This window comes from Pseudomonas sp. LS-2, from assembly GCF_003605735.1.
Taxonomy (GTDB): Bacteria; Pseudomonadota; Gammaproteobacteria; order Pseudomonadales; family Pseudomonadaceae; genus Aquipseudomonas.
This window is the reverse complement of record NZ_QXTJ01000004.1, coordinates 92338-106065: the sequence shown is the minus strand read 5'-3', so window position 1 is coordinate 106065 and position 13728 is coordinate 92338. Positions and strand designations below refer to the sequence as shown.

18 protein-coding genes and 1 pseudogene are annotated in these 13728 nt (G+C 54.1%); 16 read left to right on the top strand and 3 right to left on the bottom strand.

The genetic code is table 11. From position 1 onward, the window contains the following. Positions 1–237 precede the first annotated feature (237 nt). From D3M70_RS04100 to D3M70_RS04050, 11 genes are all read left to right on the top strand, one after another. Positions 238–564: a four-helix bundle copper-binding protein gene (locus D3M70_RS04100; protein ID WP_120124555.1), complete on the top strand. Its 327-nt coding sequence runs from the start codon at positions 238–240 to the stop codon at positions 562–564. A gap of 305 nt (positions 565–869) precedes the next feature. Further along, a complete protein-coding gene (locus D3M70_RS04095; RefSeq protein ID WP_120124553.1) occupies positions 870–1292 on the top strand; it encodes an arsenate reductase ArsC in 423 nt (140 codons plus the stop codon). Next, positions 1289–1645, top strand: a complete 357-nt coding sequence (locus D3M70_RS04090; protein ID WP_120124552.1) for a metalloregulator ArsR/SmtB family transcription factor — start codon at positions 1289–1291, stop codon at positions 1643–1645. Before D3M70_RS04095 ends, D3M70_RS04090 begins: the two co-directional genes overlap by 4 nt. A gap of 25 nt (positions 1646–1670) precedes the next feature. Beyond that, positions 1671–2954 (top strand): arsenic transporter, encoded by a 1284-nt coding sequence (locus D3M70_RS04085; protein ID WP_120124550.1) that lies wholly within the window; start codon positions 1671–1673, stop codon positions 2952–2954. A gap of 16 nt (positions 2955–2970) precedes the next feature. Continuing rightward, positions 2971–3441: an arsenate reductase ArsC gene (locus D3M70_RS04080; RefSeq protein ID WP_120124549.1), complete on the top strand. Its 471-nt coding sequence runs from the start codon at positions 2971–2973 to the stop codon at positions 3439–3441. 47 nt (positions 3442–3488) lie between these two features. Continuing rightward, a complete protein-coding gene (arsH, locus tag D3M70_RS04075; protein WP_120124547.1) occupies positions 3489–4202 on the top strand; it encodes an arsenical resistance protein ArsH in 714 nt (237 codons plus the stop codon). A gap of 20 nt (positions 4203–4222) precedes the next feature. Further along, entirely contained in the window at positions 4223–4645 is a 423-nt protein-coding gene (arsC, locus tag D3M70_RS04070) for an arsenate reductase (glutaredoxin) (protein WP_120124545.1), read from the top strand. A gap of 286 nt (positions 4646–4931) precedes the next feature. Continuing rightward, positions 4932–5207 (top strand): metal/formaldehyde-sensitive transcriptional repressor, encoded by a 276-nt coding sequence (locus tag D3M70_RS04065; RefSeq protein ID WP_120124544.1) that lies wholly within the window; start codon positions 4932–4934, stop codon positions 5205–5207. A 19-nt stretch (positions 5208–5226) separates the two neighbouring features. Next, entirely contained in the window at positions 5227–6156 is a 930-nt protein-coding gene (dmeF, locus tag D3M70_RS04060) for a CDF family Co(II)/Ni(II) efflux transporter DmeF (protein ID WP_120124542.1), read from the top strand. 39 nt (positions 6157–6195) lie between these two features. Continuing rightward, positions 6196–6558 carry a hypothetical protein gene (locus tag D3M70_RS04055; protein ID WP_120124540.1) on the top strand — a complete coding sequence of 121 codons (363 nt, stop codon included), beginning with the start codon at positions 6196–6198 and terminating at the stop codon, positions 6556–6558. 11 nt (positions 6559–6569) lie between these two features. After that, on the top strand, positions 6570–6752 hold the full coding sequence (locus tag D3M70_RS04050) for a DUF1289 domain-containing protein (protein WP_080727717.1): 183 nt from the start codon (positions 6570–6572) through the stop codon (positions 6750–6752). Positions 6753–6850: 98 nt separating this feature from the next. On the opposite strand, the pseudogene D3M70_RS04045 reads toward D3M70_RS04050, so the two are convergent. After that, a pseudogene (locus D3M70_RS04045) lies at positions 6851–7403 on the bottom strand (arsinothricin resistance N-acetyltransferase ArsN1 family B). 204 nt (positions 7404–7607) lie between these two features. Next, positions 7608–7934: a four-helix bundle copper-binding protein gene (locus tag D3M70_RS04040; RefSeq protein WP_120124539.1), complete on the bottom strand. Its 327-nt coding sequence runs from the start codon at positions 7932–7934 to the stop codon at positions 7608–7610. A gap of 421 nt (positions 7935–8355) precedes the next feature. On the opposite strand from D3M70_RS04040, the gene D3M70_RS04035 reads away from it, so the two are divergent. The 5 genes from D3M70_RS04035 (at position 8356) to copD (ending at position 12998) form a co-directional block, all read left to right on the top strand. Then, complete coding sequence (locus D3M70_RS04035; protein ID WP_120124537.1) at positions 8356–8565, top strand: co-regulatory protein PtrA N-terminal domain-containing protein; 210 nt, start codon at positions 8356–8358, stop codon at positions 8563–8565. Between the two features lie 149 nt (positions 8566–8714). Continuing rightward, complete coding sequence (locus tag D3M70_RS04030; protein WP_120124536.1) at positions 8715–10586, top strand: copper resistance system multicopper oxidase; 1872 nt, start codon at positions 8715–8717, stop codon at positions 10584–10586. A gap of 10 nt (positions 10587–10596) precedes the next feature. Next, complete coding sequence (locus tag D3M70_RS04025; RefSeq protein ID WP_120124534.1) at positions 10597–11607, top strand: copper resistance protein B; 1011 nt, start codon at positions 10597–10599, stop codon at positions 11605–11607. Positions 11608–11676: 69 nt separating this feature from the next. Next, positions 11677–12060: a copper homeostasis periplasmic binding protein CopC gene (gene copC, locus D3M70_RS04020; protein ID WP_120124533.1), complete on the top strand. Its 384-nt coding sequence runs from the start codon at positions 11677–11679 to the stop codon at positions 12058–12060. Between the two features lie 2 nt (positions 12061–12062). Beyond that, positions 12063–12998: a copper homeostasis membrane protein CopD gene (gene copD / locus D3M70_RS04015; protein ID WP_120124531.1), complete on the top strand. Its 936-nt coding sequence runs from the start codon at positions 12063–12065 to the stop codon at positions 12996–12998. Positions 12999–13045: 47 nt separating this feature from the next. On the opposite strand, the gene D3M70_RS04010 is transcribed toward copD, so the two are convergent. Further along, on the bottom strand, positions 13046–13489 hold the full coding sequence (locus D3M70_RS04010) for a DUF411 domain-containing protein (RefSeq protein ID WP_120124593.1): 444 nt from the start codon (positions 13487–13489) through the stop codon (positions 13046–13048). Positions 13490–13728 lie beyond the last annotated feature (239 nt).

The following is a 13728-nucleotide window of genomic DNA, read 5'->3' as shown; positions in this document are numbered from 1 at the left end:
CCTCAATGATGTCGGCCTGGCGATCAGATGAAAAGGCACGCCAAGATTCTACTGATGGGTTCACCGCCGCGTAGAACGCACGGCCGACCTAGCAGGCAAGCTGAATGCTGACACTGGCCGGCCTTACAGATCTGTAATTATTTTCTCGAAACCTGCCCGGGTCGCATCGGTCGGACGCAATGCACCAGCAAGAAAAGTACGTCAACTGAATCGACCGCTAACTTCGGAGAATTCGTTATGAACGCTACCTATGAAAGCTGCATTTCTGAGTGCCTACGCTGCGCTTCGGCCTGTGAAAGCTGCGCCTCATCGTGCTTGGACGAGCAAGACGTTAAGATGATGGCAGACTGCATAAAACTCGACAGAGATTGCGCAGATATCTGTAGGCTTGCCGCGACATTAATGTCGCGCGGAAGCCCCTTTGCGCACGACGTCTGCACGCTTTGCGCAAAAGTCTGTAGGGCATGTGGCGATGAGTGCGCTACGCATGACGCAGAGCATTGCCAGGATTGCTCAAGAGCTTGTTTGGAGTGTGCGCGGGCATGTGAATCAATGAGTGCGTAAGCCTACTCTGGCCACCAGATTGGCCAATGGGAATGGATATCTGTTGAAAAATCTGGCTGGCCGTAGGCGAGACTTCGGATTTTTTGGCGATTGGTTTTAACGGCCTGAATCAATCTGCCATCCCTCGCTCCCAAGCGCTGACTCGGTCTTTAGCTTTTTCAAAGTATTTTTCGGGAGCAGCCTCTGTTGCGGGTCTGAGCGCTAGCAAGCCAGACGATAAAGAAAGAGACAATATCGATCATATATGCTTTTCTAAATATTCGGAATTACGTATATTCGGCTTTTCGAATATGAGTGAGACCGCCATGTCCGTCCCCATCAAGGTGCTTTTTGTCTGTGTAGCGAACTCTGCCCGCTCTCAGTTAGCAGAGGCGTTACTACGGCATACCGACCCACGCTTCGCAGCGTTCAGCGCCGGCTCACAGCCATCCAGTGTTGATCCCCGGACGGTCGCAGCCTTGGAGAATATCGAGGTGGATGCGTCTGGACTGCGCAGTAAATCCATCGATGAGTTCAGCGACGAAAAATTCGATTACGTCATCACGCTCTGTGACAAGTCTGCACGGGAGTGTCAGGCAATGCCGGGGGCTGGCGAAGTTATCGCCTGGGATTTCCCAGACCCCGTCACCAGCGCTGATCCTGCTGCGTTTCGCCATACGCTTCATGACATCCATGAACGCATCAAGCTCTTCGTATTGGTCAAGACCAAACATCTGGAGGATCTATGACAGAGCCTATGACCCCCACCTCGTTGTTCAAGTGTCTGGCCGATGACACTCGAACCAAGATCACGCTCCTCATCGTCAGTGAGGGCGAGTTGTGCGTTTGTGAACTCACCGCTGCACTCGACCAGAGCCAACCCAAGATCTCTCGTCACTTGGCGCTGCTTCGCTCAGCAGGCTTGTTGATGGATCGTCGCCAAGGCCAATGGGTTTACTACCGCTTGCATCCCGAGCTGCCCGAGTGGGTTACAGCAATCCTGAAAGATGTTGTGGACGCGAACCAGCAATGGTTGGAAGCCGAAGCCAAACGTCTGTGCGACATGAACGGCCGCCCTATCAACCAGGCCGTCTGTAACTGATCTGCGCCCGAATAGAGTTTCTGAAATGCTACTTGCCGTACTGATTTTCATCGCAACCATCGTGCTGGTCATCTGGCAACCCAAGGGGCTTGGTGTAGGCTGGAGCGCAACCTTCGGCGCAGTGCTCGCCCTAGTGACCGGGGTAGTCAGTCTCGGTGACATCCCTGAGGTCTGGCATATCGTCTGGAATGCAACCGCGACGTTCATTGCCGTCATCATCATCAGCCTGCTGCTTGATGAGGCAGGTTTTTTTGAATGGGCCGCGCTGCATGTTGCTCGTTGGGGCGCCGGTAGCACGCGTAAGCTCTTCGCCTTCATCATTCTGCTGGGCGCTGCCGTCTCGGCCCTGTTCGCCAATGATGGGGCAGCCCTGATCCTTACCCCAATTGTGATTGCGATGCTGTTCGCGTTGCGGTTTTCACCCGCTGCTACCTTGGCCTTCGTTATGGCTGCCGGCTTTATCGCTGACACGGCAAGCCTGCCATTGGTGGTGTCCAACCTCGTCAACATTGTCTCTGCTGACTACTTCGGCATCGGGTTCAGCGAATACGCGTCCGTCATGGTGCCTGTGAACATCGTCAGCGTGGCGGCCACATTGGCCATGCTCATGTGGTTTTTCCGCAGAGACATGCCAAAGACCTACGATCTCAATCAACTACAGAGGCCGAGCGAGGTAATCCGCGACCGCGCTACTTTTTTAGCCGGTTGGTGGGTGTTGGCTCTGCTGTTGATCGGCTTCTTTGTGATCGAGCCTTTGGGTGTGCCCATCAGCGCTATTGCGGCGGTGTGTGCGCTCATTCTCTACGTGTTTGCAGCTCGTGGACACGCCATCGACACAGGCAAAGTGCTCAAAGAGGCGCCATGGCAGGTGGTGATTTTTTCTTTAGGTATGTACCTGGTTGTCTATGGCCTGAAGAACGCCGCCCTGACTGACCATATCGCGCGGATCCTGAATGTATTCGCGGGGTACGGTGTCTGGGGCGCTTCATTGGGCACTGGGCTGCTAACAGCATTGCTGTCTTCGATCATGAACAACATGCCGACCGTTCTGGTAGGCGCCTTGTCCATTCATGCCGCCGAGGTCGATGGCGGCGTACAGCAAGCGATGGTGTACGCCAACATCATCGGCTGCGACCTGGGCCCGAAGATCACTCCAATCGGAAGCCTGGCCACCCTGTTGTGGCTGCACGTGCTGGCACGGAAGAACATAACGATCAGTTGGGGTTACTACTTCAAGACCGGCATCGTGCTGACCCTACCGATCCTTATTGCCACCTTATCCGCCTTGGCATTGCGCCTCAGTTTCTGAATCAAGGAATCGTCTGATGAAAGTCTTATTCATGTGTACCCACAACAGCTGCCGCAGCATTCTGTCCGAGGCACTCTTCAACCACCTGGCGCCTGAAGGAGTAGAGGCTATCAGCTCTGGAAGTTTTCCCAGCGGCCGGGTGAATCAACGGGCATTACAGACGCTGGAGGCGGCAGGTATTTCGACGGCGGGCTTGAGCAGCAAAGCTTCGGAGGCTTTTGAAGACTCGCCTCCAGACATTGTGATCACCGTCTGTGACCGGGCTGCGGGTGAAGCGTGCCCTATCTTCTTAGGGCCAGCCTTGAAGGCGCACTGGGGCCTGGCCGACCCGTCCGAGGCCACCGGATCGGAAGCCGAGATGACAGGCGCGTTTGAATCCACGCTCGCCAAGATTCGCGAGCGTGTCAGTGCATTTCTTGCCCTGCCGCTGAAGACCATGAGTACTGACCAGCTCAAAGCCGAACTGAACCGCATCGGTTCGCTTTGAGGATCAACCGAGGTAGCGCCCCGCTGGGCGCCGCCGTGGGAGTTTATATGCAAGACACATTGCCGAACGTACACGCCGAGCTGATCGATATCCCGTCGTTGGAGCAACTGACCCCGGCGTCCCTGTCGATCCACAAACCTCGAATCCTCCTCCTGTACGGCTCGACACGAGAGCGCTCTTTCAGCCGATTGGTCACACAGGAGGCCGCACGTCTTCTGGAGCAGTTTGGCGCCGAAACCAGGATCTTCGATCCCTCAGGTCTGCCGCTACCGGATGATGCTCCCGACACCGACCCTAAAGTGGCCGAGCTGCGTGAGCTAATGCAGTGGTCAGAGGGACAAGTGTGGTGTTCCCCTGAGCGGCACGGCTCGATGAGCGCCGTGTTCAAGGCGCAAATCGACTGGGTGCCGCTAGCAATGGGAGCTGTACGACCTACGCAAGGGAAAACCCTTGCGGTAATGCAGGTCTGCGGAGGCTCGCAGTCTTTCAACGTGGTCAATCAGCTGCGCGTACTGGGTCGATGGATGCGGATGTTCACCATCCCAAACCAATCTTCGGTGGCCAAGGCGTTCACCGAGTTCGACGAGGCAGGTCGTATGAAACCGTCCTCGTATTACGACCGACTGGTGGACGTGATGGAGGAGTTGATGAAGTTCACGCTGCTCTTGCGGGATCGCCAGGATTATTTGGTTGATCGGTACTCCGAGCGTAAAGAGTCCGCCGAGGAGCTTTCCAAACGCGTCAACCAGCGCTCCATCTAACGTCAGTACGAGGAAGCGATATGAGCCAGATCACGATCTACCACAACCCCGAATGCGGCACCTCTCGCAACACCTTGGAGTTGATCCGTAACAGCGGGGAAGAACCGACGGTTATCGAGTACCTGAAGAACCCGCCTGATCGCGCCACACTTGTCAGACTCATTGAGGATATGGGTATCGGGGTGCGGGCTCTTTTGCGTATCAAAGGCACTCCGTACGAAGATCTGGGATTGGGCGATGCATCACTGACGAACGAACAGCTCATCGATGCCATGATGGCTCACCCTATCCTGATCAATCGCCCCATCGTTGTGACGCCTTTGGGGACGCGTTTGTGTCGTCCGTCAGAAGCTGTGCTCGATTTGTTACCGCAAGAGCAGCGTGGGAGTTTCGTCAAAGAGGACGGCCAAGTAGTCATTGATGAGAATGGCCGCAGGGTTTGAGCCTATCTGAAGCACATGGCTTGGAGCGGTAAATCCCACTCCGTTTGGCCACCCTTCTTGCATTCGATCTGACCAACGACTGCATCTGACTTGACCCCCGCACCTATCACTAAGACGGACGAGAGTGACCAACAGCAGAGTCCTGGTCATCTCGTTCCGCCCTTCCTCGGTTTTGAAGCCTCAGTTTCAGCAAAGAACTGTTTATGACCTTTCCGTAAAATCGTGCTTGCATAGGGGTAGGGGGTATACCTATGATGCAAATATGCAAAGGTGAGGGGGCTATTCCATGGGCCATATTGCTTCAAACAAAGACGATCTTCTTAAGCGCGTGAAACGCATCGCAGGGCAAATCCAAGCAGTTGAACGTGCGCTGGAATCAGATCTCGATTGCGCGAAAACACTGCATCTCGTGGCTGCCACACGCGGAGCTATTAACGGATTGATGGACGAAATTATTGAGGATCACGCTAGAGAGCATGTCGCTAGCCCGTCGCTCAGCGATGAAGAGCGCAACAAGGGTGTCGAAGAGCTGCTTGAAGCCATTCGCCGCTATTCGAAATGAAGAATCCAGGTACATATTCATGAGCGGCAGCCATAGCATCGAGATTAACCACGTACATGACCACGTGTTTCTTGGGTCAGCACACGAAGAAAATGCCAAACGGACGCTCTGGGTTGTGGCGCTAACGGTGGTGATGATGGTCGGCGAAATCGTCGCCGGCTATATCACTGGCTCGATGGCTTTACTTGCCGACGGCTTTCACATGGCAACCCATGCAGGCGCTTTGGGCATCGCCGCAGCTGCCTACAGTTACGCGAAACGCCACGCCTCCAGCAGTCGTTATAGCTTCGGTACGGGCAAGGTTGGAGACCTGGGTGGATTTGCATCGGCGCTCATCCTTGGCATGGTGTCCTTGGTAATCGCCGTAGAGTCGGTCATGCGCCTTTTGCAGCCGACGGAGGTTCAATTCGGAACCGCTACGCTCATTGCGATAGTGGGTTTGATCGTAAACATTGTGAGCGCGCTTCTGCTTGGCCACGGTCACAGTCATGGGCACGATGATCATCATGGGCATGGGCATGGGCATGGGCATGGCGATAACAACTTGAAATCAGCTTATGTCCATGTGATAGCGGACGCTCTGACCTCCGTCCTGGCAATTGCTGCACTGCTCGCTGGCCGGTATCTCGGATGGGTGTGGCTGGATCCGGTAATGGGCATTGTGGGTGCCATGGTTATTGCGCGTTGGGCATGGAGTTTGATGGGCGTCACCTCTGCTGTACTGCTGGATCAAACTGATGAGCACGTTGCAGAGGAAATTCGAGAGCTGGTTGAGAAGCCGGGTGATGCGACCATTACAGATCTGCATGTCTGGCGGGTCGGGCCAGAAGCCCATGCGGCTATTGTCAGCGTCCTCGGCGAATCCACTGTGAACGCTGAAAACATTCGTGAACGACTCAAGCCTGTCCACGAAGTCAGCCACCTTACGGTCGAGTTTCGATTGGTTTAATTCCCCGACTCTCTAATCCCAACTTCATAGGAACTCCCAATGTCACTAGGGAAACGTGAGCTTGCGCGTATCGAGCGTCGATTAATTACCACCCTCACCGAAGCGTGCGAAACAGCAAAAGGGGAAATCAAAGGATTTACGTGGCTCACCCATACCGCCGACCTGAACGCGTTGAGTGAAACCCTCAAGGTAGTCTGGGTGTTCGAAACACTGGCTGACAAGAAGCTCGCCCAGGCTAACGCGAAGCCGCGCATTGTTGAGTTGACCTCCATCGCGTTGAACGAGGCCGACATCGATCTGAACCTTTCAGGGCGCAATGTCTGCTTCGACTCTGAGGAGGAGTGCCAGCGCACACATGGTGGCAACTGGAAAAATCGTCTTGCTCAATCAGGCGCGACCTAAGGGGACTGACAATGGCTAAGGAAATCGAAAATCCCTGTATCTCGACTTGCCAGCTGAGTGGTGATCTCTGTGTGAGTTGCGGGCGCAGCAAGGAAGACATCAGAAAGTGGAAACGCATGAAGCGGCCTGAAAAAATGGCAGCTGTGCAAAGAGCGAACGTGCGATTGAAAGGGCTGAAAAAAGCGCAAGGTTAGTCACTTCCACAGGATGACCCTCGCCCGAGCTGTGCTCAAGCATCTACAAGGCCACCTCCCTGCCGAAGTCTGATAGTCACAACGCACAGCGAGTGAACCTACTGCGATGCAACCTCAAGCTTGGGGAAAAGAATGGGTTCCAACGGAGGGGTTGCCTGGCACAGCCCAAGCCTCCAGTAACCGACGTCGTGCCACTTTCCAAGCTTGAAGCCCACCTCTGGATACGTCCCAATATGTACGAATCCTAGCGACTCGTGCAGACCCACACTCCCTTCATTGGGCTGCGCGATTCCAGCGTAAGCGGCCCGAAACCGCTGTTTCTCAAGAATTGGAAGCAGAGCCTCGTAGAGTTTGCGGCCCAACACCCTGACGGCGAGCTGATTCAGCTATGTACACCGTCACGTCAACAGCCCATCGGTAGGCTGCACGTGCACGATGCTGGCTTGCGTATGCATATCCCTTGATCTCACCACATTCTTCAGCCACAAGGTAGGGATATGTTTGACGTGTCGTCGCTATCCGCTGAGCAATTTCATCAACACTCGGCGGGATCTCTTTAAATGAGATCGCCGTGTTCGAAACTATGGGGGCATAAATGCGCTGGATGACTTCTGCATCTGCTGTCACCGCCGTGCGGATCTTTAAAGCCATATCGGTCGTCCATGATGGAAAGTGTTAACAGTACATTTTTCGGAGCTAATATTCGATTCTTCCGCGCTTTCTTGTAGTGGGGTTGGAGCATGCAATGATTTGGATGCCCCAAAAAACGCCGTGTCGGTTTTTTTCAACCTGGAGGCCACCCAATCATTCAATGGTTGACCACCAGGTCGATAACTTCTTTGGTCGAAGGGAAGCTCAAGCAGCCATTGATTCGCATGCTTGTGCGCAAGCTAAACACGCTTTGGAGCAATTCTGGCAATGTTCTGCTTCATGAGTGCCGCACTCCTGACCGCATGCCCTACAAATCTTTGCGCAAAGCATACAAATCTCATTCGCGAAGGGGCTTCCCCGTGCCATCAGGGTCGCTGCGAGCCTACAGATATCTGCACAATCCCTATCGAGCTTTATGCAGTTCGCCATCATCTTAACGTCCTGCTCTTCCAGACAGGCTGACGCGCAAGTTTCACAGGCAAATGCGCAGCGTAGGCATTCTGAAATGCAATCTTCATAGCTACTGTTCATAACCAATTCTCCGAGGTCGACGGTCGATTCAGTTGATGTACTTTTCTTGGAGGTACACTCAGTCCGACCCAAGCCGATTGGCCAGGTTTCGAGAAAAAAATTACAGTTTTGTAAGGTAGGCGAACCTTCGCTATTCAGCTTGCCTCATCAAACGGGTCACTCTCTGCCATAAATCTGGAGATTCAGCTCTCCATGCAGGCGCAGGCAATGCGTGGAGCAGGTGGACGGCTGGAGTAGATCGTCGGCGATCTAAGCCACCTTTGGCGCTCCCGTAATGTTGATCAGTCCCGGCCAACGCCGCTGTCAAAGTTGTAATCGCAGGCTAAGCCTGCTGACAGGTGCACGCCCCCATCCTCCTCACTGAGCCGATGCTCAACCTCTCTGGACTACCTGAGAGCTAATTCTGTTGAGGAGATGCGCCATGAAAGCAACCAATGTTCTGATTCTTACATTCAGTTTGGCTATATCGTCGCTGGCGTTTGCTGAGGGCGGTGGCGACCGCGCAGCTGAGCGCATGGAGCGAGCCCGCGAGATGGCGATGTCCACGGTCACCACGAGTTCGGGAACACAGCCGAAGGGGGACGTTGCGCAGGAAAAACCTGTGGTTGAAAAGCCAAACCAGCACTGCTGAGTCGCCCAGCTTACGGAAATGTAATTACCTCGTTTGCTGGCCTGTGGCATCTTTCGATGTATGAAATCGCGCAGGCGATCAAGAGATTGAACCATTGGAATGTGCGCAGTAGTGCGCGCCTCCCTCCGACTGACGGGACACGAATCGGTATGCACTCCAACACCTCTCGGCGCACCTTCGTAAAAGGCCTCACCGCAGGCGGAATTCTCGCTGGGTTAGGGCTTTGGCGTAGTCCTGTTTGGGCTGCACCTGGCCTTGGGGAAGTGAATGTCCTGTCAGGAACGGAGTTCGACCTGTTCATTGGAGAAACGCCGGTAAACATTACTGGCAGTCGCCGTACAGCGCTGACGATCAATGGTGGGCTTCCTGGGCCCCTCCTGCGCTGGCGTGAGGGTGACACGGTAACCTTGCGAGTCAAGAACCGCCTGAAGGATATGACCTCTATTCACTGGCACGGGATTATTCTGCCCGCCAACATGGATGGTGTACCCGGCCTTAGCTTTCACGGGATTGAGCCCGACGGAACTTACATCTATCAGTTCAAGGTCAAGCAGAACGGAACATACTGGTATCACAGTCATTCCGGCTTTCAAGAACAGGTCGGTGTGTATGGCCCGTTAGTAATTGAAGCCAAAGACCCCGAGCCGTTTTTGTATGACCGTGACTACGTGGTGATGCTCACCGATTGGACGGATGAAGATCCGGCCTCGTTGATGAAAACGCTGAAGAAACAGGCTGACTACTACAACACACACAAGCGCACGGTTAGCGACTTCATCAATGACGTCGCTGACAAAGGTTGGTCAGCCACCGTTGCTGATCGCAAGATGTGGGCCGAAATGAAGATGAACCCCACTGACATCGCAGACGTCAGTGGCGCGACCTACACCTATTTGATGAACGGCCACGCTCCGGATTCGAACTGGACGGGCACCTTCAAACCTGGCGAAAAACTCAGGTTGAGATTCATCAACGGATCGGCCATGAGCTACTTCGACGTCCGTATTCCTGGACTGAAGATGACTGTTGTGGCTGCTGATGGCCAGTATGTAAAACCTGTCAGCGTGGATGAGTTCCGAATAGCCACAGCTGAGACGTTCGATGTAATAGTCGAACCTACCCAAGAAGCCTACACATTGTTCGCACAGTCGATGGATCGGTCGGGATATGCCCGAGGTACTTTGGCTGTTCGGTCAGGCTTGGTCGCACCTGTACCCGACCTCGACCCTCGTCCTCTCGTCACCATGGCCGACATGGGGATGGCGGGTATGGATCATGGCTCGATGGAAGGTATGGGCGATATGGCTGGAATGGATCACAGCAAAATGGCCAGCATGGGTGACAGTTCGATGGATGGCATGTCGGGAATGGACGGCGGCTCTATGACATCGATGAACCATGGCTCTGCGCAGGATATGTCCGGCATGGAAGGCATGGACGGAATGGATCACAGCAAGATGTCTATGGAAGGCATGGGTGGGATGGGTGGGATGGGGATGCAGTCGCACCCCAAGACAGAAGCCAATAACCCTCTCGTAGACATGCAGGCGATGTCGACCTCACCGAAGCTTGATGACCCTGGTATGGGCCTTCGTGATAACGGTCGCAAGGTGCTGACATATTCTGATCTCAGAAGCACGTTTGAAGATCCTGATGGCCGTGAGCCAAACCGAACTATCGAACTGCACTTGACCGGACATATGGAGAAATTCTCTTGGTCATTTAACGGGGTGAAGTTTTCTGACGCCGAGCCGGTGAAGCTGAAGTATGGCGAGCGAGTTCGGATCGTGCTTGTTAATGACACCATGATGACGCACCCCATCCATTTGCATGGGATGTGGAGCGACCTTGAAGACGAGAATGGCCAGTTCCTTGTTCGTAAACACACCATCGACATGCCGCCAGGATCGAAGCGCAGCTACAGAGTCACCGCCGATGCGCTAGGTCGCTGGGCCTATCACTGCCATCTTCTGTACCACATGGAAATGGGCATGTTCCGAGAAGTGCGGGTAGAGGAATAAGGGGTCGACTATGAGCAACTATTTTGGTGGCACTCGTATTTACTCAGCTATAGCTACGGTCGCTCTCAGCCTTGGCTTTGTTCTGCCGGCAGCCGCTGACACCACTCAGACTGCAGACGGGCAAATGCAGAACATGGATCATAGCCAGATGAAGGGCATGGATCACACCCAGATGGAGGGCATGGATCACTCCCAAATGCAGGGCATGGATCATAGCCAGATGCAGGGCATGGATCATAGCCAGATGCAGGGCATGGATCATAGTCAGATGCAGGGGATGCAGCCCTCCAAGCAGCAGGCTCGTAGTGAAAGCCGAACCCCCATACCGCCTATTACAGATGCGGAGAGAGCCGCAGTTTACAACGCGCCTGGTGGTCATGAGGTTCATGACACTGCTCTTAACTCGTATTTCATTTTCGAAAAATTGGAATGGCAGGACGCTGATGAAGGAAGCGCGTTGAACTGGGAAGCTCAAGGTTGGATAGGTGGAGACGTTGACCGTCTATGGTTGCGTTCTGAGGGCGAGCGCACCAATGGGAAAACAGAGGAGGCCGAAGTACAAGCACTGTGGGGTCACTCGATCAGCCCTTGGTGGGATCTAGTCGGCGGGGTTCGCCAAGACTTCAAGCCAGGTGATCCTCAAACATGGGCGGCTTTCGGCATACAGGGCTTGGCGCTCTATAACTTCGAAGCTCAGGCTACTGCCTACCTGGGTGAAGGTGGCCAGACTGCGGCACGGCTGGAAGGTGACTACGACATTCTTCTGACCAATAAGCTCATCTTGCAACCGACGGCAGAATTCAATTTCTACGGAAAAAACGATCCCCAGCGTGGCGTTGGTTCTGGGTTGTCGGAGAGTGAGATTGGACTGCGGCTACGGTATGAGATCCGTCCACAGTTCGCTCCATACGTGGGAGTTACATGGAACCGTAGTTATGGAAAGACCGCTGACTATGCCAAGGAGGAAGGCGAAGACAGTAACGAAACTCGTCTGGTGCTTGGCGTTCGGGTCTGGTTCTAGATCAAGTTAACAGCACCAAAATAATTACTTAACCTCATTACAACAGCTATTCGCTGTGAGGAGCCTTGCATGTCGTTTTTGAAATCCTGTGTTGTGGCCGTCGCTCTTTCATCCGGTATTTTGCTGAGCTCGGTCGCTCAAGCCCATCCGAAACTGTTGTCTTCGACTCCTTCAGAAGGCGACTCCGGTGCGGCCCCCTCGAAAATTGAACTGCACTTTTCCGAAAACCTGGTCACCCAATTTTCCGGAGCCAAGCTGATCATGACTGATATGCCAGGTATGCCGAATTCACCGATGGGGGTTAAGGCCGGCGTGGCAGGTGGCAGTGATCCAAAAACCATGGTCATCACCCCTTCATCCCCCCTGACAACTGGCACCTACAAAGTGGAATGGCGAGCAGTCTCGTCTGACACTCATCCGATTACCGGCGCCGTGACTTTCAAAGTGAAATAAGCATGAGCGACCCGTTGAATGTGGCGCTGCGCCTCGCGCTTTACCTGGACTTGATGGTTCTGTTCGGACTAGCGGTATTCGGGCTGTACAGCTTTCGCGGAAAAGAGCGCGTATCGGGAAGAGTGTTGCATTTTGGGTCGCTTCTGATCGGTGCTGCGGTAACAGGCATACTTCTATCTGTGGCCACCTTTCTGGTCATGACGAAAAATATGAGCGGCGCATCCGATTGGGCGGAGCTGTTACCCCACCTTGAAATGATGCTCTTTGAAACCGAGGTCGGTTACAGCTGGATGGCACGTATGGTCTCGCTTGCGGTGGTGATAATCGCTGCAAGCCAGAGCAACCGATTGCCATCGGTCAGTCTTTGGATAGCTACCATAGCGGGTTGTATTGCATTGGCTACGCTCCCCTGGACAGGTCACGGGGCGATGGATGAGGGAACTCGGCGCTTCTGGCATTTCACAGCGGACATTCTTCACCTAATGGCTGCTGGTGGGTGGATCGGCGCCCTTGCCGCGTTTGCTCTGATGTTGAGCACCAGGAGGACTAATCCCGAACAACTCGTGCGAGTTTTGACGCGAGCGCTCAAAGGATTTGAAACGGCGGGCGCATTCATTGTGGGCACGATCATACTCACTGGTATCGCCAATTATCTATTCATTGTCGGGCCAACCATTAGCGAGATCCTTGCCAGCACCTACGGCCTCCTCCTGTTAGTGAAAATCTTACTGTTCGCCGCCATGCTCGGGCTCGCCAGCCTCAATCGTTTCTACCTGAGCCCCTCACTGGAACGCTCTGTGAGCGGGGGTAATTATTCTGTCGCAGTCACTGCTTTGAAAAAGAGCGTGCTGCTCGAATCGACTTGTGCGGTAGTGATTGTTTGCTTGGTGGCTTGGCTAGGAACGCTAAGCCCTTCAATCGAAATGGCTCAAGGCTAATCCCACGCAGAGCTGAGCAGCGCTCGTTGCTCAGATGTCCGTGACGATCATTTTCTGTTTGGGTAGTCAGCTACCACCTCTTGGGCACCGCCCTTGGTCAGGCCCAAGACTTGGTAAGGTTGATGTGTCTGCCCATAGTCCATACCAGGCGAACCTGCTGGCATGCCTGGCACTGCAATCCCAACAAGGTCGGGACGATCATTCAACTTCTTAATCTCGTTCGCCGGAACATGGCCCTCCACGAATTTTCCCCCAATAACCCCCGTGTGACAGGAAGCTAGTCCCTGCGGCACACCCAGCCCTTTCTTGATGGCGCTCATATCGCTTTCCACATGGTCAACGACTTTAAATCCATTCGATTCCAAGTGTTTAACCCACTCCTTGCAGCAGCCGCAATTCGCGTCACGGTGGACATCGATGCTGAGAAGCTCCGTAGCCTGTGCAGCGCCCATGAACACCAGCCCCGTAGCAAAAAATAAACTGCGCTTCATCATTCGTATGCACCTCTTAACGTTTCGTTGCGCGGTTGCCATGTATACGTTTGCCGTCCGCGACGGCCTCGCATCCGCGCCGTTCCAAGGTAGGTTAAGCGGAACAACCGATCATTGCCGATTACATTTTCGTAAGCTTGCCGTCTAGCTGCCCACGTACTACCAAGTCGTGGCGCGCCGGCGCTTTCTGGTGGTTTTCAGAACGATTACATTTGCGTCAGCTTGTGCATCGGTGCTTG